The sequence below is a fragment of the Robertmurraya sp. genome, assembly GCF_036676585.1.
In the GTDB taxonomy this organism is placed as follows: Bacteria; Bacillota; Bacilli; order Bacillales; family Cytobacillaceae; genus Robertmurraya_A.
Genome location: NZ_JAKFCQ010000204.1, coordinates 1 through 23,730 on the forward strand (window position 1 = coordinate 1; position 23,730 = coordinate 23,730).

The 23,730-nt window shown below is 37.0% G+C and carries 24 protein-coding genes and 1 pseudogene; 12 read left to right on the forward strand and 13 right to left on the reverse strand.

The features are described 5' to 3' along the window. The 7 genes and pseudogenes from ACGLXV_RS24615 to ACGLXV_RS24645 all read right to left on the reverse strand — a co-directional run. Nucleotides 1–460: reverse transcriptase-like protein (locus tag ACGLXV_RS24615; protein ID WP_391560710.1), on the reverse strand; the 460-nt coding region annotated here is incomplete at its 3' end. A 374-nt stretch (nt 461–834) separates the two neighbouring features. Then, nucleotides 835–1,020 (reverse strand): hypothetical protein, encoded by a 186-nt coding sequence (locus tag ACGLXV_RS24620; protein ID WP_391560711.1) that lies wholly within the window; start codon nt 1,018–1,020, stop codon nt 835–837. 68 nt (nt 1,021–1,088) lie between these two features. Then, on the reverse strand, nt 1,089–1,730 hold the full coding sequence (locus ACGLXV_RS24625; RefSeq protein WP_391560712.1) for a restriction endonuclease: 642 nt from the start codon (nt 1,728–1,730) through the stop codon (nt 1,089–1,091). A gap of 28 nt (nt 1,731–1,758) precedes the next feature. Then, nucleotides 1,759–2,061 (reverse strand): site-specific integrase, encoded by a 303-nt coding sequence (locus tag ACGLXV_RS24630; protein ID WP_391560713.1) that lies wholly within the window; start codon nt 2,059–2,061, stop codon nt 1,759–1,761. Between the two features lie 335 nt (nt 2,062–2,396). Beyond that, nucleotides 2,397–3,050 (reverse strand): annotated as a pseudogene (locus ACGLXV_RS24635) (IS110 family transposase); the annotation flags it as partial. 545 nt (nt 3,051–3,595) lie between these two features. Continuing rightward, entirely contained in the window at nt 3,596–3,877 is a 282-nt protein-coding gene (locus tag ACGLXV_RS24640) for a hypothetical protein (RefSeq protein WP_391560714.1), read from the reverse strand. 989 nt (nt 3,878–4,866) lie between these two features. Continuing rightward, nucleotides 4,867–5,277, reverse strand: a complete 411-nt coding sequence (locus tag ACGLXV_RS24645; protein WP_391560715.1) for a helix-turn-helix domain-containing protein — start codon at nt 5,275–5,277, stop codon at nt 4,867–4,869. Between the two features lie 284 nt (nt 5,278–5,561). Between ACGLXV_RS24645 and ACGLXV_RS24650 the strand changes: the two genes are divergently transcribed. The 5 genes from ACGLXV_RS24650 to ACGLXV_RS24670 all read left to right on the forward strand — a co-directional run bounded on the left by ACGLXV_RS24650 (nt 5,562) and on the right by ACGLXV_RS24670 (nt 14,094). Further along, nucleotides 5,562–6,371, forward strand: coding sequence for a TnsA endonuclease N-terminal domain-containing protein (locus ACGLXV_RS24650; RefSeq protein WP_391560716.1), 810 nt, complete (start codon nt 5,562–5,564; stop codon nt 6,369–6,371). An 18-nt stretch (nt 6,372–6,389) separates the two neighbouring features. Then, on the forward strand, nt 6,390–8,555 hold the full coding sequence (locus tag ACGLXV_RS24655) for an integrase catalytic domain-containing protein (protein WP_391560717.1): 2,166 nt from the start codon (nt 6,390–6,392) through the stop codon (nt 8,553–8,555). Further along, a complete protein-coding gene (locus ACGLXV_RS24660) occupies nt 8,548–10,275 on the forward strand; it encodes an ATP-binding protein (protein WP_391560718.1) in 1,728 nt (575 codons plus the stop codon). The genes ACGLXV_RS24655 and ACGLXV_RS24660 overlap by 8 nt, the downstream gene beginning before the upstream one ends. A gap of 58 nt (nt 10,276–10,333) precedes the next feature. Next, nucleotides 10,334–12,298 carry a TnsD family Tn7-like transposition protein gene (locus ACGLXV_RS24665; RefSeq protein WP_391560719.1) on the forward strand — a complete coding sequence of 655 codons (1,965 nt, stop codon included), beginning with the start codon at nt 10,334–10,336 and terminating at the stop codon, nt 12,296–12,298. Nucleotides 12,299–12,480: 182 nt separating this feature from the next. Beyond that, nucleotides 12,481–14,094 (forward strand): TnsD family Tn7-like transposition protein, encoded by a 1,614-nt coding sequence (locus tag ACGLXV_RS24670; protein ID WP_391560720.1) that lies wholly within the window; start codon nt 12,481–12,483, stop codon nt 14,092–14,094. Nucleotides 14,095–14,947: 853 nt separating this feature from the next. Here ACGLXV_RS24670 and ACGLXV_RS24675 read toward each other — a convergent pair. The 6 genes from ACGLXV_RS24675 to ACGLXV_RS24700 are packed head-to-tail and all read right to left on the reverse strand — an operon-like array spanning nt 14,948 to nt 16,888. Beyond that, the gene (locus ACGLXV_RS24675; protein ID WP_391560721.1) at nt 14,948–15,163 is read right to left on the reverse strand and encodes a spore germination protein; all 216 of its coding nucleotides are present in this window, start codon (nt 15,161–15,163) and stop codon (nt 14,948–14,950) included. A 31-nt stretch (nt 15,164–15,194) separates the two neighbouring features. After that, nucleotides 15,195–15,593 (reverse strand): spore germination protein GerPE, encoded by a 399-nt coding sequence (locus ACGLXV_RS24680; RefSeq protein ID WP_391560722.1) that lies wholly within the window; start codon nt 15,591–15,593, stop codon nt 15,195–15,197. A 12-nt stretch (nt 15,594–15,605) separates the two neighbouring features. Further along, nucleotides 15,606–15,770 (reverse strand): spore gernimation protein GerPD, encoded by a 165-nt coding sequence (locus ACGLXV_RS24685; protein ID WP_391560733.1) that lies wholly within the window; start codon nt 15,768–15,770, stop codon nt 15,606–15,608. A 5-nt stretch (nt 15,771–15,775) separates the two neighbouring features. Beyond that, nucleotides 15,776–16,396 (reverse strand): spore germination protein GerPC, encoded by a 621-nt coding sequence (gerPC, locus tag ACGLXV_RS24690; protein WP_391560723.1) that lies wholly within the window; start codon nt 16,394–16,396, stop codon nt 15,776–15,778. A gap of 44 nt (nt 16,397–16,440) precedes the next feature. Then, nucleotides 16,441–16,638, reverse strand: coding sequence for a spore germination protein GerPB (locus ACGLXV_RS24695; RefSeq protein ID WP_391560724.1), 198 nt, complete (start codon nt 16,636–16,638; stop codon nt 16,441–16,443). A 22-nt stretch (nt 16,639–16,660) separates the two neighbouring features. Continuing rightward, entirely contained in the window at nt 16,661–16,888 is a 228-nt protein-coding gene (locus ACGLXV_RS24700; RefSeq protein ID WP_391560725.1) for a spore germination protein, read from the reverse strand. Nucleotides 16,889–17,099: 211 nt separating this feature from the next. On the opposite strand from ACGLXV_RS24700, the gene ACGLXV_RS24705 reads away from it, so the two are divergent. The 7 genes from ACGLXV_RS24705 (at nt 17,100) to ACGLXV_RS24735 (ending at nt 23,557) form a co-directional block, all read left to right on the forward strand. Next, complete coding sequence (locus ACGLXV_RS24705) at nt 17,100–17,330, forward strand: spore gernimation protein GerPD (RefSeq protein WP_391560727.1); 231 nt, start codon at nt 17,100–17,102, stop codon at nt 17,328–17,330. Between the two features lie 236 nt (nt 17,331–17,566). Continuing rightward, entirely contained in the window at nt 17,567–18,424 is an 858-nt protein-coding gene (locus tag ACGLXV_RS24710; protein WP_391560728.1) for a C40 family peptidase, read from the forward strand. 676 nt (nt 18,425–19,100) lie between these two features. Next, nucleotides 19,101–20,015, forward strand: a complete 915-nt coding sequence (locus ACGLXV_RS24715; RefSeq protein WP_391560734.1) for a chemotaxis protein — start codon at nt 19,101–19,103, stop codon at nt 20,013–20,015. Nucleotides 20,016–20,157: 142 nt separating this feature from the next. Then, nucleotides 20,158–20,292, forward strand: a complete 135-nt coding sequence (locus tag ACGLXV_RS24720; protein WP_391560729.1) for a hypothetical protein — start codon at nt 20,158–20,160, stop codon at nt 20,290–20,292. Nucleotides 20,293–20,355: 63 nt separating this feature from the next. Then, nucleotides 20,356–21,294 (forward strand): beta-ketoacyl-ACP synthase III, encoded by a 939-nt coding sequence (locus tag ACGLXV_RS24725; RefSeq protein ID WP_391560730.1) that lies wholly within the window; start codon nt 20,356–20,358, stop codon nt 21,292–21,294. Nucleotides 21,295–21,727: 433 nt separating this feature from the next. After that, the gene (gene iscB / locus ACGLXV_RS24730) at nt 21,728–22,957 is read left to right on the forward strand and encodes an RNA-guided endonuclease IscB (protein ID WP_391560731.1); all 1,230 of its coding nucleotides are present in this window, start codon (nt 21,728–21,730) and stop codon (nt 22,955–22,957) included. A gap of 63 nt (nt 22,958–23,020) precedes the next feature. Further along, on the forward strand, nt 23,021–23,557 hold the full coding sequence (locus ACGLXV_RS24735; protein ID WP_391560732.1) for a hypothetical protein: 537 nt from the start codon (nt 23,021–23,023) through the stop codon (nt 23,555–23,557). Nucleotides 23,558–23,730: the final 173 nt, after the last annotated feature.

Sequence of the window (23,730 nt, forward strand, 5' to 3'; positions counted from 1 at the left end):
AAATCCAAGCGTGAGAACCAAGGGCTGGAATAGTGGATCTCGTAGTACTCCAGGGTCCCTTGGGCATGATCGCCCTGTATTTTCGACTAGCATGATGTGCTTTATCTATATAAGGTTGATGTTGATTCCTCGCTTGTTCGATATGGATTTGGTGTGGAAACGAAGTTTGAAGTTGATGAAGCAGTTGGAGTACATCAGGAGGAGTCATTGGATGAGTTGGTGTCGAAGTAACATCCTGACTATCTGAGAAGATCATAATATCATTTTCGGGTTGATGCTCTTGTATCCACTCGAGAGCTTTACGTAAGGCAAAAAATTCAGCGATGGTGGAAGTAGCTGGGTGGTTGAGCTTCATGTGAAAAGATTGAGTGATTGGCGATGCTTGATGGGACTCTACGATGATGAGTCCTGCTCCGATGAAATTCTCTTTAGCCGAACCATCGATAAAGAGATGTAGCATTTTAGAAGTCATAGGAATATACCTCCAATTTAAGGGATTTGATACAGGTTGATTTCGATATTAATTGACAAAATCCTTCCTGTTGTGTCGCTTTCCATAATATTTTTAATGGTGAGTAGCAAACCTCTGCTTAAGTGCCCCTAAAATCCCTATAACTCCATCTTAAGTTGTTAAGCAAAAATAAAACTCATAAGAGTAATGAAAAAACCCAAAAAAGAGGATAAAAAGGGTATTTGATTATATATTTGAACCAGTTGTTCTGGATGCTAAATAATAAATAAGGAAAAAGGTCAACAAAAGATCCGTTGACCAAGATAAGAGAAATAACATCATATGTTTTCAATATAAGATACCACAGACAAGTTAATGGAATATTATCTTGACCTATCCTGTTGTCTTTCCTCTTCAGATAATTTTTCAAGTCTATTGATACGCATTTCAAGATTGCCGAGTTTCCTTGAATGATGGTCTAAATCAATCTTAATACACTTCTTGATATCAAGGATTTCTATTTTTGTTTCTTCAAAGGATTTATGATTCTTTCGATCTAAGTCATTCATTATACCCCTCACATACCATTTTTTTAATGCAGATAAACTGATCATCAACAGCATTACATTACATCAAATCAATAATTGAATTGGTTTAGTTCTTCGACTAGTCGATTTCTATCCCATAGCTCAACGCTCGCCCATATAGCTAATGCTTTTGCATGAGGGGTAAAACGACTATTAGTAATGACCATGGCGGAGTCACAGCTATTATAATTCATTCCAGAAATAGCCTGATAAACAGCTTCTATTCCTACTGAATGAGAGTAACGCTTGGCTTGTACAGCAATTTTTACTTGATGATGTTCTAGGATTAAATCGGCTCCAAAATCTCCGGTAACGGGGGTGGATGTCACTAAGTATCCTTTATCCCGGAAGAAATCTATAAGAAATTTTTCAAACTCGATTCCACTCATTTGGTCAATTTCTTTTATGGTTCTAGGCCGTGGAATCAACTCAAGAGATATATCGCTAAATATATCAATGATCTCACTAAGAAAATGGTGATAGAACAACCAACTGACTTTTATAAAACCATACAAAAGAAAATAGGTAAGAGATAGACCAGCAAGTAAGTTAAAGAATGTGTCTATTTGTTCGGGTTCTAGCGTTACAGACAATAAACCTAGTCCTGAATAAAAGATGATGAATGTTAAGGTTAATCGATATAGAAGTCTTTCCTTATAAAACTTAATTAAGTCTTTTAGCCAGCTTGGCATAAAAACACCTCGTTCAAAAAGGTAAGGTCTATGTTAAAGAGAGTGGATCAGTAGAAGAAGAAGATGTTCTTGAGAACAAAACTTCATCCAACTTATCTGCTGCGTCATAATCTGCTTTCTTTAATGCATGGCTATAAACGTTTAACGTAGTCTCAATTCTTGCATGACCCAATCGTTCTGAGACAGTCTTTAGGTTGACATTATGAGCAATTAAAAGAGTAGCACTGGTGTGTCTTAAACTGTGAAATCTTTTTCGTGGAAGGTCATTTGCTTTTAGGAACTTTTGGAACCAGCTATTCACCGTGCCTGGGTGCATAGGTTTCCCATCCATTGAGTAAACAACCTATCATAATCTTCCCATAGGCCACCTATTTCAAGTCGTTGCCTCTCTTGATAATCTTTACATTGAGACAGTATTATTATGATAGAGTCAGGGACAGCAATAACTCTGATTGACGATTTATTTTTGGGGTGTTTAGTGAATACCCCGAGTTTACAACTATACGCCAAGATTCTTTGCCGCGTCTTTCGATGCTAGCTGACAACAGAAACCCTCCTTAGCTGCAAAATGTGTTGTTGATTGGAAGTGTAACCGTTGAAAAAAGCGATATTCGCAGTGTTTAACGATTCGGTTACTTGACCATAATGCTATTAAAGGGTTCGGTCGGGTAACCATCTTGGTATCGTTTTCCACTGAGAAATAATGTCCTGGGGCATCAGCTCACGTAATTCGGCCGGAGTAGGAAAGAGACGCAGTGTTGCCAGTGAACCCACACATGTAATATTCTTAAATACTTGCCGCAGTTCAGGGAAAACAATATCTACCCAACGGTTGATTTGATTGATGGAACTGACCAGACGTTTGACAATAAAGTCACGGTTGGCCATGAGAACTAGAAGTTCCTCAAATTCTTCAGATGTGGAGCGTACAAAAGCGTAGTACCCGTTTTTTACCATATCTGCTATGACAAGGGTATCTTTGATGTCACTTTTGGACGGTGTGTTGTCCCTGTTTTCCTTGTTCTTTTTTACAAGATGAGGATTAAGTAAAACAACTTCACAGTTTCGATTCGATAACCATCGAGATACATTGTGCCAATAATGGCCAGTTGGCTCCATACCGACCACAGTTTGGGTTAGGTTGTATGACGATTGCAAGTGCAGGATCCACTGTAAAAGAGCATGAAACCCATTTTCGTTATTTGGAAATGATAGAGGTGCACCGAGTACAATGCCTCGAAAGTTAACAGCACGTGCCACGTGTGCTTCTTGAGCAATGTCGATACCTACAACAAGATGTTGATCGGTAATTCTTTCTATTAGTTGATTTTGTCTCTTCTGGGCTTTAAACTTTCATAGTAGAGCGTCCTCTTAAATGATAGGTTTTTAAGGGCTTTTGACCCGTTGCGTAACCCTATCATTCTGAGGCGCTCCTTTTTTTTCAAAGCTGAAAATAACGAACTACAGGAATACGACGGGGATCAATTGTTCGATAAGTTGGACTGCATCCGGCAGTCCTTTTTTATTTAGCTAAAGGACAGAGATAAACAGGAGCCCCGGAAAAGCTACATGTTTGGTAGAGTAGAGAAGAATTGCCAGACGTAGGACAAATAAACAGGATCCTGTATCTGATTTGCTAGGACTAAGTGTTATAGGTGTATTTTTCATAGCCTTTTATTACACTAACTCATTTGGTAATTCAGGCATCCTATCCGGTCTTTGGCTAGGAGTGGTTTCAGCGGGTGTTCTGATTCAAAAAAAGATGAGATATGAAAGGTTAAGGCGTTCCGGGATTGCCGAGGTCGATAAGATGGATCGGTGACAATTTGAACATTACTTGAAATTAAATTTCTTCAGCAATGACATTAGGAAAAGGATTTAAGTAATTTTATGAAACCAGAGATAGATAGACAGGCCAGACTAATTACAATACTTGCTGAAACATTAGTTGTACCTACTTCATTTATAAGGGAAATTGTTTCCTGAGGAGCATCAAAGTAATAAGCGAGGCCGGATGTTAATTGAGAGGAAAGAAAAGTGCCTATTGGAATAATCAATGAAATTTTAGGGAGGTTTCTTCCAATACTGTCAATAACCTCAAATGGCTTACTATTCCTTATTGTTTTACCACTTACTGTTACCTTCATGATTATTCCTCCTCTTGATGTAATATTATATTCCTATGAACACAGTTATACTTGTAGAACATCGATATAAGATGGTGGTATATACCAAAATCATGATTACTCATAATCTCTAGCCATGGTAATAAGTTCCTAAACATAACTCAACCTTCCAGTGATCCGGTGAAACTTATAATGAATTATGTTAAATAAGAATATAAAATTTTTCGGGGCTTTGTATAATTTGTGATGAATCAGTTATGAATCGAGAGCTGTACCTTTATTTACGACATGTTTATTTTGTGAATATTGGAAAGGGAACAATCAGCTCTAGTAATCGACCCCATTTTGTAAGACATTTAGATCGACCGAAGATTTTTACGGTTATAGTCTTGTCGAATGAAAGATGGGAGAACATCTAATCTATATGATTTTTTGTGACACTTCCAAATCAAATTTTGTAAGTTACTTTTTTGATATGTTTTGATCAAGGGATTGTCAGAAAGGTCACTCTATCAAAATCAGTTTTATTTAGAAAATTTTATCTTTCAGACCAATAAGACTATAAAAAACGGCAAGACTGCAGACGAGGTCGCTGAAAAAGTAGTCCTTTTTGAAAAATGAGCTTTTTTAGGAGGTACAAAAATGTCTCCCTGTACGAAAAACGAGCCTTAGAAGCGGTTCTAGAGGTTCGTTTTTCTTTTATCATTTTTCAATTTTATAAAAGTGGACTTTTTCAGCGGTCTCTCTGTAGACCTAGCCGTTTTTTATAGTTTTTTGTGATATTTTGATCGTTATTACTTCAAAAAACAATTCCAAAAAAGTTATTACATCAAAATTATTAATTTGATTTTGGGATATGTTTTGATTCATGGATTACCTAGAGTTAGGAAACTATCAAAATTTAATATGACATTTTTTTTGAGAGCAGCACAACTATCAAAAAACGTCAAGTAAGTGAATTAACCGTTTTAAATTGATATTTTTATCTGATCAAAAAGAAATTTAGATTGTTAATACTTTAAAAAAAAGAGTTCTAGAAATTCTTTAACTTTTTTTTTATCATTTGTTGTCAATGAATAATTACCCACAAATAGCGGGCCGTCCTGTTTAAGAACATCTAATAAATCATGAGTATTTTGAAATAACTCAGCACTACTATCTGAGCTATGACTTAAATTTTCAATAGTATTACTAGATATAAATCCGGCCATTTTTAATAACTCCTCATATGGATAATCATATGCATCGGCAAGGCGTTTTAATGAATCCGGAGATGGTTGAATCTTTTTTTTGGTTGTTTGTCTGTAACCAAGTTCTAGATCGCGGATGTATGAATGACTTAATCCACTTTTTTTTGCTATTTCTCTAAGGGATCTATTACCACGAAGTGTCTGCAAAAAAGACCCTAATCGATTACCCATTTTTCCCCTCCTCACTAATACAATTGTCCATAGTTAAAATCTTTACATAGATGGGTATAGAAAATCAAGGAGAAAAATATTTGAAAAAGAATGTTTACAAATTGCATTTTTTTGCCTATACTGTACGATATAGATTACAAGTAAGACAAAACATACAAACAGGAGGTTAAATTGCTTAAACCTAAATATAAAATTGAACTCTTTGACGACGAGTAAAATTAAAATTAAGAGTTTAAATGAGAATAGATACTCTAGAACTCTGTTCTATAAAGGAGGAACAATATTTGGCAAAAAGGAGATATACCGTAACTAATAAAAGCATCGAAAGGAGAATTAAGGAAGGTCGTGGAAAGGGGCAGTTCTCTGAATATAAACCTTGGCTAACAATTCACGATGTGGCATCGCTAGGAGTAGTAACTCGTATCTTAGGTTGGAAGAGTGGTAGAATACATCATTTTTTATCAGAACATTATGAATTGGCCCACTTCCTCCAAATGGAATGGGCAGAAAATGTGATTGATGTTCGTGAGCAGTTTCCTCTTCTTCCATTGGAAAAAACGTTGTTTATTGCTGAAACATTAGGGATCAAGCATCCTCGGGATCCAAAATCACAACATCCAGTAGTCATGACAACCGACATGCTCATAACTGTTAAAAGTAAAGAAGGTATTGAATTTCAAGCACACTCGATTAAACCCTCTAACAAATTGACAAAACGAGTGGTAGAGAAGTTAGAAGTCGAACGAAGATTTTTTGAAGATAACGGAGTTAAGTGGAAGCTAATAACGGAAAAGGAAATCAACTACAACTTAGTTAAGAACATAAGGTGGTTACATTCAGCTAAGACTCTATATGGAATGCCTCACCTTACGGAACAGCTTATAGATGAAGTTGAACCTCAATTATTAAGTGCACTACAAACCGAAGAGAAGGCATGTGCAAAGATTACTGTAGATCAAGATCGAAGACTAGAATTACCCTTGGGGACATGTATGTTTGTATTAAAACATCTTATCGCTAATCGGAGATGGAGAGTAGATATGTTAAAACCTATAAACACTTCATTAGAAAGTTTGGGTGTTGAGAGAATATAAAAAAAGGGGTTGATAAGTATGAATTTATTTGTCAATAACATAATTGAATATAGAGACGAAAATGCAAAGTTGATCAGCTGTGAGAGGGTTCTTTGGATTTCAAGAGTGAATAATGCAGTGGTTACAATATCCATTATTGACAAAAATGCCTTACCTGTATTTAAAAAGATTGATGATCTAGAAAGGGATTTGTCTGAATTTAAATCTCGTAAGTTGGACTTTGATCCTTACGACAGATTTATGGTTCCTGATGAAAAATTAACTCCAAATGAAATCAAGATAAGGGATAACGCTTGGTCCTATATTAAGGATATTGTTGAATTAGAACCGAATATCTTTGATCCAAAAGAAAGATTTGAACATATTAAGTTGATCTGTACATCATACAATATTGGAAAAAAATTCCTTTATAAGTATTTGAGATATTATTGGATGGGCGGGAAGAAAGTTAACGCGTTACTTCCACGATTTAGAAAATGCGGGGGCCAAGGGAAAAGAAAGAACCCGGAGAAAAAAATGGGTAGACCTAGGAAAACCATCGAGATACATGAAGAGTACTCAGGAGTTAATGTAACAAAGCCTATTCGGAACATATTTGATGCAGCGATTAAAGAATTTTATAACAACCGAAGAAGAGATTCAGTAAAATTTGCTTATATCAAAATGCTATCTCAGTATTTTCAGATAGAAACTACTATTAAGAATGGAGTGGAGATTCCAATTATCCCACCTGATTATAAATTGCCGAGTATTGCCCAGTTTCGATATTACCTTCGGACAAAGCAAAATCCGAGAAAAACAATAATTTCTAGGGAAGGTGAGGTCAACTTTGAAAGAGACATGAGACCAGTGTTAGGTTCTGAAACCCGTCGTGCAGCTGGACCGGGACAAATATTTGAGGTTGATGCTACGGTGGCAGATGTATACTTGGTTAGTTCAGATGATCCCAACCAAATTATTGGAAGACCGGTAGTATATATGGTCGTAGATGTATGGAGCCATATGGTTGTGGGGATTTATGTCGGACTTGAAGGACCTTCCTGGCAAGGGATGATGATGGCTATCGAGAATACCGCAGCTGATAAAGTACAGTTTTGTGAAGAGTACGGTATTCGAATTAAAGAAGAGGAATGGCCATGTCATTATTTACCTGAATATTTCTATGCAGATCGAGGAGAAATGGAAAGCAAGAACGCAGACTCTTTAGCCAATGCATTAGGTATAAAAATTAAAAATACTCCACCTTATCGGCCAGATCTAAAAGGTATAGTAGAACAAAAATTTAGGACGGTAAATCTCACACTACAACCATGGATGCCAGGGGCTGTTAAAAAAGAATATCTGAAGAGGGGGGGGCCGGATTATGTACTTGATGCAAAGCTTACCCTAAAGGGGTTTACCAGTATGTTGATTGAGATGGTATTACATAAAAATAATTATCATTTCATGCATCACTATCCTTTAGATAAAGCGCTATCTATTGACAAAGTAAATCCCATTCCGAAAGATTTGTGGATGTGGGGGATAGCTCATGATCACTACCTAAAAGAAATTCCTTTAGATATTGTGCGTTTAAATGTACTACCTGAAGCTAAGGTAACTGCAAATCATGAGGGAATCTACTTTCAAGGGATGTATTACGGTAGTGATACCTTAGTCCAACAGGGATGGTTTATCCGAGGAAAGTCAATCAGAGTGTCCATAGCTTATGACAGGCGATGTATGAATCATATATACATAAAAATTGACAATGGGAAAAGGTTTATTAAATGCCCCTTACTTGAGAAATCTTCCCGCTACCGTAATTTGAGTCTGGAGGAAATTAAGGAAAAGCAACATGAGGAGTCAATTCGGAGTAGTTTGTACTTATCGACTGAGTTGCAATCAGAAGTGGAGTTACATGCGAAACTAGATGCTATTGTAAATAAAGAAGTAAAAAAGGCTGAGCAAGAAATAGATGTAACGATGACCAAAGAACAGCGAAAGGCGAATATTAAGAAAAATAAGAAGCATGAACGCAATAAGAACCGAAAAGAACAATACTTTGAGTTGGACAAAGAACAAGAAACGATTGAAAGCTTGGATACAAACGAACAATCAAATGAAATGTCGGAAATTTACATTCCAAAATCCAAATTTAGTTTGTTGCAGAAGATAAACAAAGGTGTGGTAGATAATGGTTAAAAAAATCGATATGCAACAGTTATACCGATATACTCCAAGTTTACGAGGGAAGCAAGTAGAGGCCCAATATACTCCACAAGTCATTGATGGGTATAAAGATAATCCTTATATTGAGGCCTTACCGCCAATATTTGAAGAAGAGTACGTTGCAATGAAAATAAAAAAATATCCCGATTATCATGAAGAGCAAAGAAAACTGGGTAAACAGGTACGGATGCATTTAGTACAGCAAATTAGTGACTATGTTGAGCCTTTGCCAAATCATCTGCTTGTAGAGCAGCGCTTATCCCGACTTATCCGACATGGCTATAAGGCGAGGAATCCTTTTAGTCCAGAGTATATTAGACAATATCATATCGGTTTTAAAGAAATTTTGGATGCAGATGTAAATGAAGAAGGTCATAATCTGGCAGGTGTTCGCTCAACGGCCGCTGGTCTTGCTATTGTTGGTGTGAGTGGGCAAGGGAAAACCACAGCGATCGAATCTTCACTTTTGCTTTATCCCCAAGTAATCCAACATAAAGCATATAAAGGGAATTTTTTTGTACAAAAACAAATCGTGTGGATGAAGTTGAATTGTCCATTTGATGGATCAATAAAAGGTCTATGTATTAATTTTTTACAAGAGATTGATGCACATTTAGGGACAAACTATTTTCAAAAGTTTGTTTCTAAAGGTATCACCGTAGATATGTTGATTCCAATCATGGCCCAAATCGCTACTCTTCACGCTCTTGGTCTACTGGTTATTGATGAAATTCAAAATTTGAGCACTTTGAAGAGTGGTGGTGCTGAGAAGGTACTAAACTATTTTACTCAGCTTATTAACACGATAGGAGTCCCAGTGGTAGTCATTGGCACGTTTAAGGCTTTGAAGGTGTTATCCGGGTCTTTTAGTCAAGCTAGAAGATGTACAGGTCAAGGAGATTTTATAATAGATAGACTTGATGAGGGAGAGGAGTGGGCATACTTTATCCAAAGACTATGGAGGTACCAATGGACAAGTAAAAAAACTGACTTAAACGACTCAATTAGAAAAACCATGTATGAATTATCTCAAGGAATTATAGATATTGCTGTTAAGCTTTATATGTTAGCACAATGGGAAGCTATTGACAGTAATGAAAAAATTACATCTACATTATTAAAGTCCGTAGCGAAAAGATATATGCAATTGGTACAACCGCTCTTAAAAGCATTAAAGCTTAATAATCCAGAGGGTCTATCTCTGGTTGATGATCTTAAACCTAACTGGGATGTGTTAGATGAATATCTACAAAAATCAATTGAGAAAGTTGAAATGGAAGGGGAAGTTAGACATCATATTTATCGTGATGAAAAGGTTTCACAGGATCAAGATAGGTATATAGAACTCGTCAAAACGGCTATTGATTTTGGTGCAACATCAGAGCTTGCGGAACAAATAGCAAGTTCTGTTATTGCTCATAACGAAAGTCAAAGAGATCTAGTTGCGCTTAGACAGGAAGTTGTGAAGATTGTATTAACAACTAATGGCATATCGGATATTAAGAATCCGTTAGAATCAGAAGTTAAACCGGAGAAAAAGAGGAACAAGAAACAAAGCACATACTTAGAAGAAGAGGACCTCAGACAGGCTGTAGCAAATAGAACAAAACAAAACTCGGATGAAATATATGAAAAACTTGTTGAAAAAGGAAATACATTAGATGAAGAGGAACTTTCAAAGTTAATCTTTTAATCAGGAAAAAGAACTACCGTCTGGAGGAAATAAGTTATAAGTGGGGTCATAAGTTACTGTGAATACGCAAATAGAAAATAAATTGGCATTCTTTCCAACACCTTATCTTGAGGAAGACTTTAGGAGCATAATTTACCGATATCATGTAAGAAGCCTACATATTAGTCATGAGAGAACAAAAAAAGAGGTCCTTGGGTATAAAGGTAACACAACGCTGCCAAGAAATTTAAATGAAATAACTGAGCGTATCCCGGGGAATGTGACATCAGATGACATTATATATAATCATACGTTATTTCCATTGCTTAAACCGTTTTTAAACGAACATTTAATGGATAAAGTTTATAGAGATTTGGTTTCTCATCCTGATTTGAACAAAAGTATTAATGCCAAAAATTATATTAAACATATTGTTTCTGATGAAATAAGGTACTGTCTAGATTGTATAAGAGAAGACTATAACAATTTGGGTGAAGTGTATATTCATCGACTTCATCAATGTAAATACATCTTTGTTTGCTATAAGCATAAGAAAATTCTTTTATCTAATTGTCCTATATGTGAAACTCCACTAGCAGAACAAAAGAGATTTACATTCCTGGGGCAGCCTTGTTGTAGCAATGGACACAACTTACTTGACTTCAAAGTAAGTAGCCTACATGAAGAAAATCATTTTATTCAGGAAGCTCTGTTGGAGGATACAAGCTTTTTATTGAGTAAAGCTAGAAGCCTAACACATGATTATCTAAAGGTAAAATATCTTTCCTGGCTATATTCCAAACAATACATTACTTTGTTAGGGGAACTATTCCAGCCAAGAGCTTTTGTAGATGATTTTATTAACTTTTTTTCAACAGAAGTATTAGACAAATTGGGAATGACAGAAGATTATCTTCGTGTTAAAAATCGCATTTGGTATCAAATCAATTTTAAAAAAGAGGTACCCAATGTTGCATTGCTTCTGCTGATATCTAGATTTATTTGTAGTTCGTTTGAATGTTTTATTAATAAATCATTACCCAATGTATCATCAATCATTCCTTTTGGTACCGGTCCTTGGATCTGTGAAAATAAATATTGTTTGAGTTACAAGAAATTATCGATTAAGTCATGTATTCGTAAAGTCAGTAGAAAAGATCGGATTACAGGTACCTTTTGCTGTTTAGCTTGCGGTTTTACTTATGTCCGAAGTTGGGATTCTCAGGATATAGCGGAAAAGATAAATGTTTCTGTAGTAGATCATGGACATTTGTGGAATGATTTAATTGTATCAACGTATGAAAGAACGTGTTCAATAAATAAAACAGCCACTGAATTAAAGTTGACTCGAGAAATTGTAAAGAAATACTTACCATTGCTTGTGGGGGAAATTGATAGTCCTTATAGCTCAAATCACTATTCTCATCAACAAGTTCAAGCAATATTGGAAACGTATAGCCAGTATAAAAGTTATAGAGGAACGGCTAGAAAGCTAGGGGTTAATAGAAATACTGTGAAAAAATACGTCTTACTTAATTTGCCTAAATTCGAAAATGAGCTTCTATTGGATGAAATAGCGGTTACCGCCATAGATTACCAAGAAGAAAGGGTAAATGCTTGTAGGAATAAGATTGTCTCAATTATGTCTACAGTAAACAATCTAAAAAGATCACACCTAAGAAAACTAATTGGATATTCTACGTATCGATTTATGCTTAAAGTTGACAGGGATTGGATGGATGAAGTTTTGCCACCGGTTTCCCCACATGCATTAAATTGGGATTTAGTTGATAAAGAACTATCGGAGCACATAAAAGAAAAGGCATTATCTTTATATAAGCAAAATATTACAATTAGAATTTCAAAAGAACGAATTAAGAAGTCACTAGAGTCATTTCAAAGATCTAGATTGGCGAGACGCCCAGAAAAACTACCTCTATCTATTGCCGTTATAGAACAGTATGAAGAGAATAAAGAAGATTATCAGGTTAGGAAAAAATTAAGTAAGGAGTCCCTTAGGAAAGGAACTGATGATATAAATTAAAAAAAATGGTAAGTATTGGAGTTTACTATCAGAGAAATTTACTGCATCAGGTAAATGGGATAAATGCGGAAATTTTTAGATAACATAAATAATAAAGAAGTTTGCTGTTGGATTAATGCAAATATACAGAGACGCCTTGGAGGAGAAAGTAATGATCTTAATGACAAAGGAGTAAACATCATATGCTTGCTTTTTTTCCAAATATATATAAAGATGAATTGCTATACAGTGCCTTTGCAAGATACCATTTAATGTCAGGTAATTTGTCCCCAAAAGAAACACTTATTGATTTGTTTGGTACAGATAGGATTACCTCTGTTCTTGATCTTCCTAGTCATTTAGATGACTTATGTAGAAACATACCTGACAAAGTCATTAATGCGGACTATTTAATCGATAATCATACTATATTCCCTTACTTTTCTCCGTTCCTGCCATTTGAGAGAGTAGAGAAAATAAGAGATAGTATGAAAGGGCATTTTGGTAATGGGATTCATATGCGGATTGGGATCATGGCAAGCGGCATCAAAACTCCAAGATTTTTAAAGTATTGTAAAGCATGCTACATTGAGGACGAAGAACAGTATGGAAGTGGATATTGGCATATCAGTAACCAACTTCCGGGCGTACTTATTTGTCCCAAACATAATAATGTTTTATTATATTCTACCGTCGTATATTCTAGACACGAACATCAGTTTAAGTATGTTCCTATAGATATAGCAATTAAAACAATACCATCACATCAAGTGGATACCGTATTAGATGCAGTAATAACCAAAAACTGGGATCTTTATGTGCTTATATCTGCGCAAACTAAGTCACTCCTGAATAATAATTTTAACTCCGTTGGTTTGGACAGCATTAAGGATTATTATAATACCTTATTACAAAAAAAGGGTTTTGCAGACTCCAATGGGAGGATACGATTCAAACAATTAATCAGATCTTTTAGTGAATTTTATTCTAAAGATTTATTACAACATCTATATAGCATTGTAGATTTAGATAGTAATCACTCATGGTTACACAAATTGTTAAGGAAACCAAGAGTATCGTGTCATCCTTTGAGACATATTTTATTACTTGCTTTCTTAGGAGAAACTGTAGACTCCCTAATACAACAAACAGAACAAACAAATATCCAAAATATTGTTTCTTTTAGTCATGTGGATCTAGAAAAGCAAAAATTATTAATTAATGGTTATATTCCTTCTGCACATCTCAAAATAGCTCGTAGAAGATCAATGCTTAGATCTTTAGAAAACTTGAAAACTCCAACAAAGCAAGCGATAAGAAACCTAAATTCAAGAGATTTCATGTGGTTATACAAAAATGATAAACCTTGGCTATATATGATTCTCCCTCCTAATACAAAGTGTGGAGAAAGAGTAGATAGCCGGATAGATTGGAAACTTAGAGATAAAGAAATAGTCGATTCACTAAAGAAGATATTAGGTTTGATGTTAATTGAAGAAAAACCTGTAAGAATAACCATAGGAACCATAGGGCTCCGACTTGGAAAGAAAGCTATTATAAAAAAACATATCAATAAATTACCTCTTACTAAAAAAAATATGGACCAACATGTTGAGACAACAGAACAATTCCAAATCCGACGACTTCATTGGGCTGCAAATCAATTATTAAGTAGTTGTGGACAATTAAAGGGTTGGAAGCTGTTGAAAAAAGCAGGCATACCAACCAATTATAGTCCAGTAGTACAACAAGAGTTAATTAAAATACTTGAAAACCATGACAAGTTGTTTGTCACAAAACTTGTCGAGAAAAAATGATGGTTCCTCTCCAAAACTTGGGGAGGGGTGAATGTAAATAATAAGGTAAAGTTTTTATATAGTTAGCATATGGCTATCCGTTTTGGGAAATTAAAGGGAGGTATAAATGAAGAAATGATGTTCCTTCGAACGCTAACTGATTGAAATATGGTAATATAGTTTTGAAATTCGAGGATTTTCCCATGAATTTAATTGTTTTTTAAATAAAGGTGGAAAATTCCCTTTGCCTGAGATGCCTACAGTGAAGGAATAGACATTTGTTAGTTTCCGACTTTTTTTACAACTTATTTTTACCGGTTCCAGACTTTCTTTTTTAAGATTTTATCACCTGCATCTACAAACCCAGAGAAATCAACAATTTTAGTTCCAGGATTTTTTAACAACTGACATTCTTGTGTATATGCCCATTTTCATTTTTCTAGGCGAATGACTATACGGATAGGCGTTTGACTTCATAGGATATATGGAACAAACGAAAGGGGAGATTTCACGTATGAGTTCATTCGCTGGTGGATTGTTTAATGATGATGAGTTTTTGATTATCCTGGTTCTGTTTATTCTTCTCGTGATCTTGGCTGTGGGAGCAGATTGTTAAAGCGGAAAATGGTATGAATCGAAATCAAGACTAATGTGTGAAAATTAAATTTAGGCTCTTACATGGTAGATATGGCCAGGATGTAAGAGCCTTTATTTTCGCTTATGTCTGTAGGTCCATTATATTATGAATTCCCTGCAGGTTTAGATACGAATATGGAAATTGGCGGTCGATTTCAGCTGTTCAGAGACCCCTGTAAACACTTAACGAAAATAACAGGAGTGTGATAACCAAAATATTGGTTGACCACACTCCTGTTTAGACATTTCCGGTAATCGGTTCATCAATCAGGTCAGGATCTATTGTATTATTTAAGTTCGCTCCATTGATGGTATTCACAAGGTTCCCCGTATTTCCTCCTCCCTGCCCTGACACGGATTTGGAAGAGCTGATTGGGGAAATGTTTAGCGTATCTCCGAAGTTCACGGTTCCTGAATTGCTGTTAATGTTAATACCACCTATGATAGACGGCAAGGGAATTACCTCCCTGATGGAATAAGTAGAGTCATTCAGCTCCTCTGAGGGGGATTTTCTGCTTTCTTTCAAAAAGGTGTCGGATATGTTTGATGCGCGAATCAGTCTGAATAGATTCACTTGATCCCAAATGGACCACAGAGGAAGAACTTACACTAAAAAGTTCAATACTGCCTACTTGAATATGAGGAGATTCATTGATTCGAACCATGTCAACGGACTCATAGGCCAAGGGTTGTGGGATCGGCATAGAGAAAATATTGAAATCCAGAAAGTGGAGCTCATCCACAAGGAAGATCGCCTTTTCTCGTTGGATCGCGATGGCTTTGGAAACCGGGGAGATTTCCTTCGAGTCACCAATTTCAAATACGGCGGTAGTAGAAAGTGTTACGAGTTTTACATGTTGAATGGAAGATGTTCTTTTCTCCATAGATGCACCTAGTTACTCCGCCAACGGGAGAGATACTCCTACAATTACTTTTTCAGGTGGGGTATCGAAAGCACTGGTGAGAGCCACATGTGTTAGTTCGCCAACCAGAAAAATAGAGGAAGTAGACAAATAGGTGATTTCAACCTTTTCTACGGAAAGCGGGCCATTGATGACCATGTATTTCACTTCGGAGCTTTCTCCTTTCGTGGCAGATTTTTAATAAAAGCTTCAAAGGTTTTGTCTATATCTTTTTTGACTTTTTGAACAATGGCCTTTTCAGCTTGAGTGATCCGTTCAGAATCCGCCCTATCAAGTGAAACCTTTTTCATATAATGCTGAATACGCGGGTGAATTTGTTTTTTTACGTCTTCTACAATAAATTTCCGGTAGGGCTCATCCAGAGGGTATTGATTCTCCTGTTCTATATACTTTAAGGTCTGGTAGGCATCTACATCTAAGTACTGATGTATTTGCTGTTGAATTCTTTGATCCATTTCCGGTTGCTGCTGCCACATTTCCGGGACATCCACTACTTGATCGACATCTAACTCATCAATGGAAGAATCTTTTCCATTCGGACTGATTCCAATGTTTAATGTTCCTTCTAGCTTTTCGACTTTGAGCAAATCGAATTTGTATTCGTTGCGGATGACGGGAGGGGGTGAGCCTGTTTTCTTTAAATCGTTAATCTCTCCGATGAGTTGTTGGATCATGCGGTTCATTTCTTCCATTTTCATACTTTGAGCTTGCATATAGGACTGGAGCTGCTGGACATATTGAATCCACTCGGATTGATAGTACAAATTCATCATCCTTTCCGTAACATTCCTTTCCTGGAAAGTGAAAATTAGGCTTGCGGTTCCGTCAAGGGAATGAAAGGAATGGGACTGACTGTTGGAGCAGGTTCTTTGAACCCGCCGGTATTGTAGAGGTTGGAAACGGGTTTAATGAGTCCGGCACTGCCGATTTGGAAAACAGAGGAATTGGATATCCCTTCTATTTTGATGGTATTAATTGTAATTTCTTGTTGAATAAAAAAGTTCATATCCTAATCTCCTTCCTTTTCCTTAGGCATTGGGAGTCGGGTTTGACAGGATCGTTTGCTCATAGGTATCAGAATCATAAACATTGATGATGCTTGGAGCGTTTTTTATGTTGAGTCGATCGCCGGAATTAAAAGATCCGCCGCCAGCAAATGTCTTCGCCAAGTTTTTTGGGGAAATGGTGTGGACATCTCCAATGTTAAACACTCCGCTAATGTGATTGACATTTACAGTTCCAACAATGGCGGGCATAGCAACGACATCCTTTTTTCTAATCCTTGATTTCATAGTATGTTGAAATGTTCTGGATGTTCATCACGATTCCAGGAAAAAAAGGCAAACGCCTACGGACTCTAAATCATAGATTAGGAAGTGAAGGAGGCCCTGATGGGTACAACAAGTGTTGGTAAGGGAATGTTGATTCGACGTAGAGCATCAGCAGTCAGCGAAAGGAGGATGTTGAATGAATGTACGTATTCGAAATAAGAAAATCCAAGTGGGGAATGTTAAAGTGGGAGGCGTCGGTAGTGCATCCTTATTTTTAATTGGCGATGCAGAGGTGATTACGAGTGCATCCGTATTTGATACGCCTGCTGACTCGTTGATCTATAGTCCGAAGGTTCCTTTTTTTCCTGTTCGGAATGAGGCGCAGGAATTCGCAGAGTTTTGGAAAGATGAAGATAAATCATGTTGAATATAAAGTGTGACTTTTTTAGCTTGGAAGCAAATAAAATGAGGAAAAGTGGGTTCCAAGAGGGACTCGTTTTTTTCGTTTCACTTAATGTTCAGAGGATAGGTCGAAATATCATGGTATAATAGGAATAAAGAAGCAATTTATAACAATTTTACATAAAAATTTTTACTTTTCTGTCGATTATTAGCTATACTAGAAAGAGAGATTGAAAGATTAGTAGCTTGGGAGGCAACAAGATGAAGAAGATAGCAGGATTACTACTAACCTCCTTATTATTGATACCTGCCGTTCAAGCAGAGGAAACGGTGCATATGGTGGCCAAAGGAGAAACGCTCTATAGCCTTTCTAAGCGATATGGAGTGAGTATGGACATGATTAAACAGAGGAATCAAACTTCGTCTGATCAATTAAAAATTGGTCAAAAGCTAAGGATCTCTAGTGAAGCGCCCACACAAGTTAATCAGCCAACCCTAATAAGTCAGAACCCTGTTGTCTTTAAACGGCCCGAAGTAATGATCTCCGCAGACTTTTTGAATATGCGAGAAAGCAATGATTTAAAGGCAAAAGTCATTCGCATCCTTACACAGGGAATGGTGGTACAGTTATTAGAATCAGATGAATTTTGGTCTAAGATACAGTTGGATGGTTCTATCGGTTATGTCGCTACTCCTTTTCTTCAACCCATCGAATCAAACGTAAAGGCATCCCGTTCGGCTGAATTATCAGAATCTCGTTTGCAAAATGTGGTCTCATCGCTGATCGGCATACCTTACCAATTTGGCGGGACAAGCCCTGAAGGTTTCGACTGCAGCGGCTTTACGAAGTATGTGATGGAACAGCTCGGGGTGAAGCTACCCCGGACTTCTGAAGAACAATTTTTAGTTGGAACTTCGGTTGAACAAGAAGATTTACAAGTGGGTGATCTATTATTCTTTGATTCGTATGAATTGGGTAAAATTACACACGTAAGCATTTACATAGGCAATAACAAAATTGTTCATTCTGCTTCGGAGGCTGTTGTCGTCGATGATGCAACCTGGTTTTTGGAACATTATCCGTACTATGGAGCAAAACGTGTCCTGGAAATGCCGTAGAAAGGAGTGCAGCAAATGGGGAAGCCGCTCGCATGGTCAACACGGATGAAAGTAGGAGCAGCGTTGAGTGTACTTCTTCTGTTTGCAGTAGGATTTTGGGTTACATAGTGGTAAATAGGAAATTCGTGTCGAGTCAATTGGAAAATAGTTTGTAGTGCCCATAGTGAATGAATCTCCTATAATAAAAGTAAGCTAAATGATAACGTTTAGCGTTGAGAGTTTTTAAGGTTGAATTCATCAATGGATTCAACCTCTTTTTATACACTTATCAGAAAGTATTATACGCATAAGGCTACGCTAGTAGCTTTCTTATATACAAGCCCTTTTTTCTGAAATTAGACTTCTTCCTAATCCGATGTACTTCTTATTTCATAGACTAATCATATGAGGTAGGAGAAGGAGGGAAGAACGATGAGCTGTAAACAAAATTTTACTACTGTGCTTGTTCTCTATGTTCTTCTTGTCATTGTACTTGTTGCAATCGACTAAGAATTTGATTTTTCATGAAAAGCAGAAAGCCCCTTTCTTTGAGAATTTACTCATGGGATGGGTTTTTTTGTTTACCGCCTGACGTAAAATTGTTAGAATATCATTCCCACGAAATGTATCGGATAAGATATGATAGAGGTAAGTAAACGGAGAGTACGTAAAAATAGAGATAGGGGTAATAATGATGATGTCTAATAATCAAAATCGTAATATTTTATTGGAAAGTGGAACAAATGAACTGGAAATTATTGAATTTGGCATTCATGATTCCCGGTTTGCCATTAATGTTATGAAGGTTAGAGAGATTATGGAGCCTATTCCTGTATCGAAAGTTCCTAATTCTCATCCGTTTGTTGAAGGGATTATTGAGATTCGTAATGAAGTGATGCCGGTTATTGATTTGTCCGCTGTTTTAGACTTGTCGGTTCCCAATCAGGGGAGCTGGGGGAAGTTTATTGTCTCGGAAATGAATAAGATAAAAGTTGTTTTTCACGTAGAAACCGTATCGCGAATTCATCGGATTTCATGGGAACAAATTGAAAAACCAGCTGACTTCTTCCAAGGTGTAGAAGGATTGTTAATTGGAATTGTGAAAATGCAGGATGGCATGGTTCTGCTGCTAGACTTTGAGAAAATCTTAGTGGAAGTAAATCCAGAGGGAGGATTAAACGTAAATTCGATCAAAGATATTAGTCAGAGAGAGCGAAAGGATAAAAATATCATAGTCGCCGAAGATTCGCCATTGCTTCGTAAAATGCTCGAAGAAACCCTGACGCGTGCGGGATATCATCAGCTTCAGTTTTTCCACAATGGCAAGCAAGCTTGGGATTACCTGGAGAATCTGGTTCAGCAGCATCGGGAGAAGGCTTTTGAGCAAGTTCAATTGTTGATAACGGATATTGAAATGCCACAGATGGACGGGCTTCATCTGACGAAGCGGATCAAGGAACATCAAGTGCTCAAAAAACTGCCAGTTGTCATATTTTCCTCGCTGATTTCGGATGATCTTCGGCATAAAGGGGAGACGATTGGAGCGAATGCCCAAGTAACCAAGCCAGAGATTGGCTACTTGGTTGAAACGATTGATGAATTGGTTTTATAATTCAGCCAGATGATGTTCATGAAAAGGTGTCCCGTCCCCAAACTGATGGAGACGCCTTTTTAGTTCTGGCAGAGCATTGACTCGTCTAGGGAAAAAGTGGATAATGAAGTGAAAACTTGTACAATCGATGAGGAGGGGAAGAATGGCCAGACAAAGGAATATGGTCCGTTCTGGTTATGATACTCCTGTTCTTGCTTCCTATCCTGCATTTGAAGCTTGGATCCAAAAACTCCGATTATTCATTGATAAGAAGAATACGGCCGTACCCTTTTCCTGAGTTAGAAAAGAAACAACATCGATGGGAGTACGACTTGAATTAAATAGTGGGAAGGGAAGATAAATGAAGCGAGCTGGAATATTAGGAATAGGTCATTATGTGCCCGAACGAGTGGTAACGAATCATGATTTAGAGGAAATATTGGATACTAGTCATGATTGGATCGTCTCACGCACAGGAATAAAAGAAAGACGTATTGCAGCTGATGACATGAATACGTCAGATTTAGCATCCAGGGCCGCTTTGGCCGCTATCGAACATGCGGGAATCGGTGTCGATGAAATCGATCTGATCATTGTGGCAACCAGTACCCCGGATTATCATGTATTTCCTTCTGTGGCCTGTCTGGTTCAGGAAAAGATTAAAGCTAGAACAGTCGGAGCCATGGATGTCAGTGCCGCCTGTTCCGGATTTGTGTACGCTATGATTTTGGCCAAGCAATTCATTGAGACTGGTGCTAATCAACGTGTATTGGTGGTTGGTGCAGAAAAGATGTCGAAAAAGCTGAATTGGAAAGATCGCAATACGGCCGTACTATTTGGTGATGGAGCGGGAGCTGTAGTGATGGGGCCTGTGTCTAGTGATCGAGGCATCCTGTCATTTGACATGGGGGCTGATGGAAGTGGAGCCAATCAGCTCGTTATCCAAGATTATTTGGAAATGAATGGACGCGAAGTATATAAATTTGCCGTACGTCAAATGCCGCAAACGATTATGAACGTCATGGATAAAGCCGGCTTTTCGATCGAAGACATTGATTTTCTAATTCCTCATCAAGCTAATACGAGAATCATTGATAATGCACGAGAGAAGCTGGGGATTCCTGCCGATAAGATTTCCATCACCGTTGATAAATATGGTAATACATCGGGTGCAACAATTCCGTTGTCGCTGGCAGAAGAAGTGAACTTAGGCAAAATCAAGGATGGGGACCTCCTTGTGCTTGTGGGCTTTGGCGGGGGATTAACCTGGGGGTCTATTGCTTTACGTTGGGGAACATAATTTCAGAAAAGGGATGTTACCATGTAGATTTAACATAGTACATCCTTTTTTTTATCCCAAGCTGCATGAAATTTCATAAATGGTTTCTAAATTTCCTCCCTATATTCATAGAATAGAAGAAAAGGAGTTTAAAGAGTATAAGGAACTTCAATCAGTTACTAAATTTCATAACAAATCGTAACCTTTAGATTATTATGATGACTGTTTGGTGTTCTCAAGCCTTAGTGAGTGTAGAGATGGGAAACCATTTTAGCATGATGAACTATGTTGAAGTGTAAGGTGAAGACACACCCTCGGATGTAATCGTCAGTCCGTTGATCTGTGAGTATTGAGGAAGACCGCTACCTAGGTTATGGAAGCTAAACACCGAAAATACACGTCCTCACTTCGACTTGGGCAAGACGAAAAATTCCAGAAATGAGGCTGGTCAGAAATGACTGAATATTGTTTTGTGTTAGATAGCAATGGGAAACAATTGTCACCAACAAAAGTAAATAAAGGTTGGTATTTAATTCGCAAAAGTAGAGCAGAGTTAGTTAGTAAATATCCTATGATTATTCAATTAAAGAAAGAAATTAATCCTGACGAAGAAGATGAATCGCAGTACGTTTGTGGGATCGATGATGGATCAAAACATGTAGGAATCGCTATAGTACAACAGTGTAAAAACAAGAATAAAATTGTATTTAAAGGACAAATCGAGCTTCGCCAAGACGTAAAACATTTAATGGATGTACGTAGAGGATACAGAAAATATCGCAGGCAACACAAAAAATATCGACCTGTAAGATTCAATAATAGATCAAGTAGTATGCGTGAAGGTAGAATTGCACCAAGTATCAAACAAAAGAAAGATAGTGTTTTGAGAGTCATAAATAAACTAAATAAATGGTGTTCGGTTGACAAAATTGTACTTGAAGATGTTACTATTGATATTCGTGCATTAACAGAAGGTAAGAAACTATATCGTTGGCAATATCAAAAATCTAATAGACTGGATGAAAATTTGAGAAAAGCAGTTATTATACGAGATGGTAATAAGTGTATGGAATGCGGAAAAATTAACTGTATGCTAGAAGTTCATCACATTATTCCTAGAAGACTGAGAGGAAGTGACACTATATCAAACTTAATTACCCTTTGTTCTGATTGTCATGATAAAACAGAGGGAAAAGAAGAACTGTTTATTGAAAAATATCAAAAAATGATTGGTGGTAAGAATGTAAGGTTTGATTATGCGCAACACGTTATGCAAGGGAAGTCTTATATGAGAAGTGAGTTAAGTAAGATTACTGAATTGGAATTAACAACAGGTGGAGATACGGCAAATAAAAGAATTGATTGGGATATTGAGAAGTCACATAGTAATGATGCTGTTGTGATTTGCGGATTGAAAGTAGGCGAGGTGAATGTAAAAGAATGGATCATTAAACTAATGAGAAGGAAAAGTAAAGCAAAAGTTGATGAAGCTGAAGGATTTAGACATAGAGATTTAATTGAGTATAAGAAAAAGAATGGTGAAAAGTATATTGGATGGGTAACTGCAATGTATCCAGAAAAGAAGCAATGTAATCTAACAACATTAGACGGGAAAGTGTTGAAGAGATATGGAGTAAAAAGTTGTAGACTATTATGGAGATTTAATAAAATTTATTGGCTATAGAAGGGAGGTGTCCTGCTCTTAATTCAGGACGAAATGTTGCGATTTTTAGGAGCAGGGTAATAAATGAAGCCACTAAATTGGAGCATACTCCTTTTATCTATTGTTTTATTTCTATCAGGTTGCGGCAACGAATCGATGAAGAATCAGGAAATGACGAAAGGAAAAATCAATAAGATGCAGATTGAGCCGCTAAAAGGACCAATAAGTAAGCAAGACCAAGATTTTATTCAGGCTGTCCTGAAGTCAGCTGCATCTGCTGAGGAAATGATGGGAGAACTAGAGGCTGCTCTTCAAGAAATGGAAGCGCATGATGAATGGCATGAAGCTAGTGAAATGATGGAGGAGGCGAAAAAGGATATTTTGTTTCTCTGGAACAAGATGCATAATGAGTATCAGCCTGATCATCCAGAACTAATGAAGCTGAAGGAATATTATGAAGGCATTTTATTGCGTTACCGGCAGGGAATGAGTCTTGAGATGGAAGGAATGGAGTCAGGGGATACTCCCAAAATGAAAGAGGGGTACGAAACGACGGGACAAGCGATAACGGATTTGCGGGAGTTGGCTGAACAATTAGCTATCGTTTTTCAATCACGATAAGAAAGCTACTAGCGTAGCCTTATGCGTATAACACTTGACTGATAAGTTTGAAATAAAACATCCATGGCCTTTCAGCCGCAACCCAGTCATGAAAATCAGGTTTAGGAAGAGTTCCTCCTTCCAAGAATGAGTAATAAGTTTAAGGTAGTTACAGAATAACGCAGCTTTTTTTG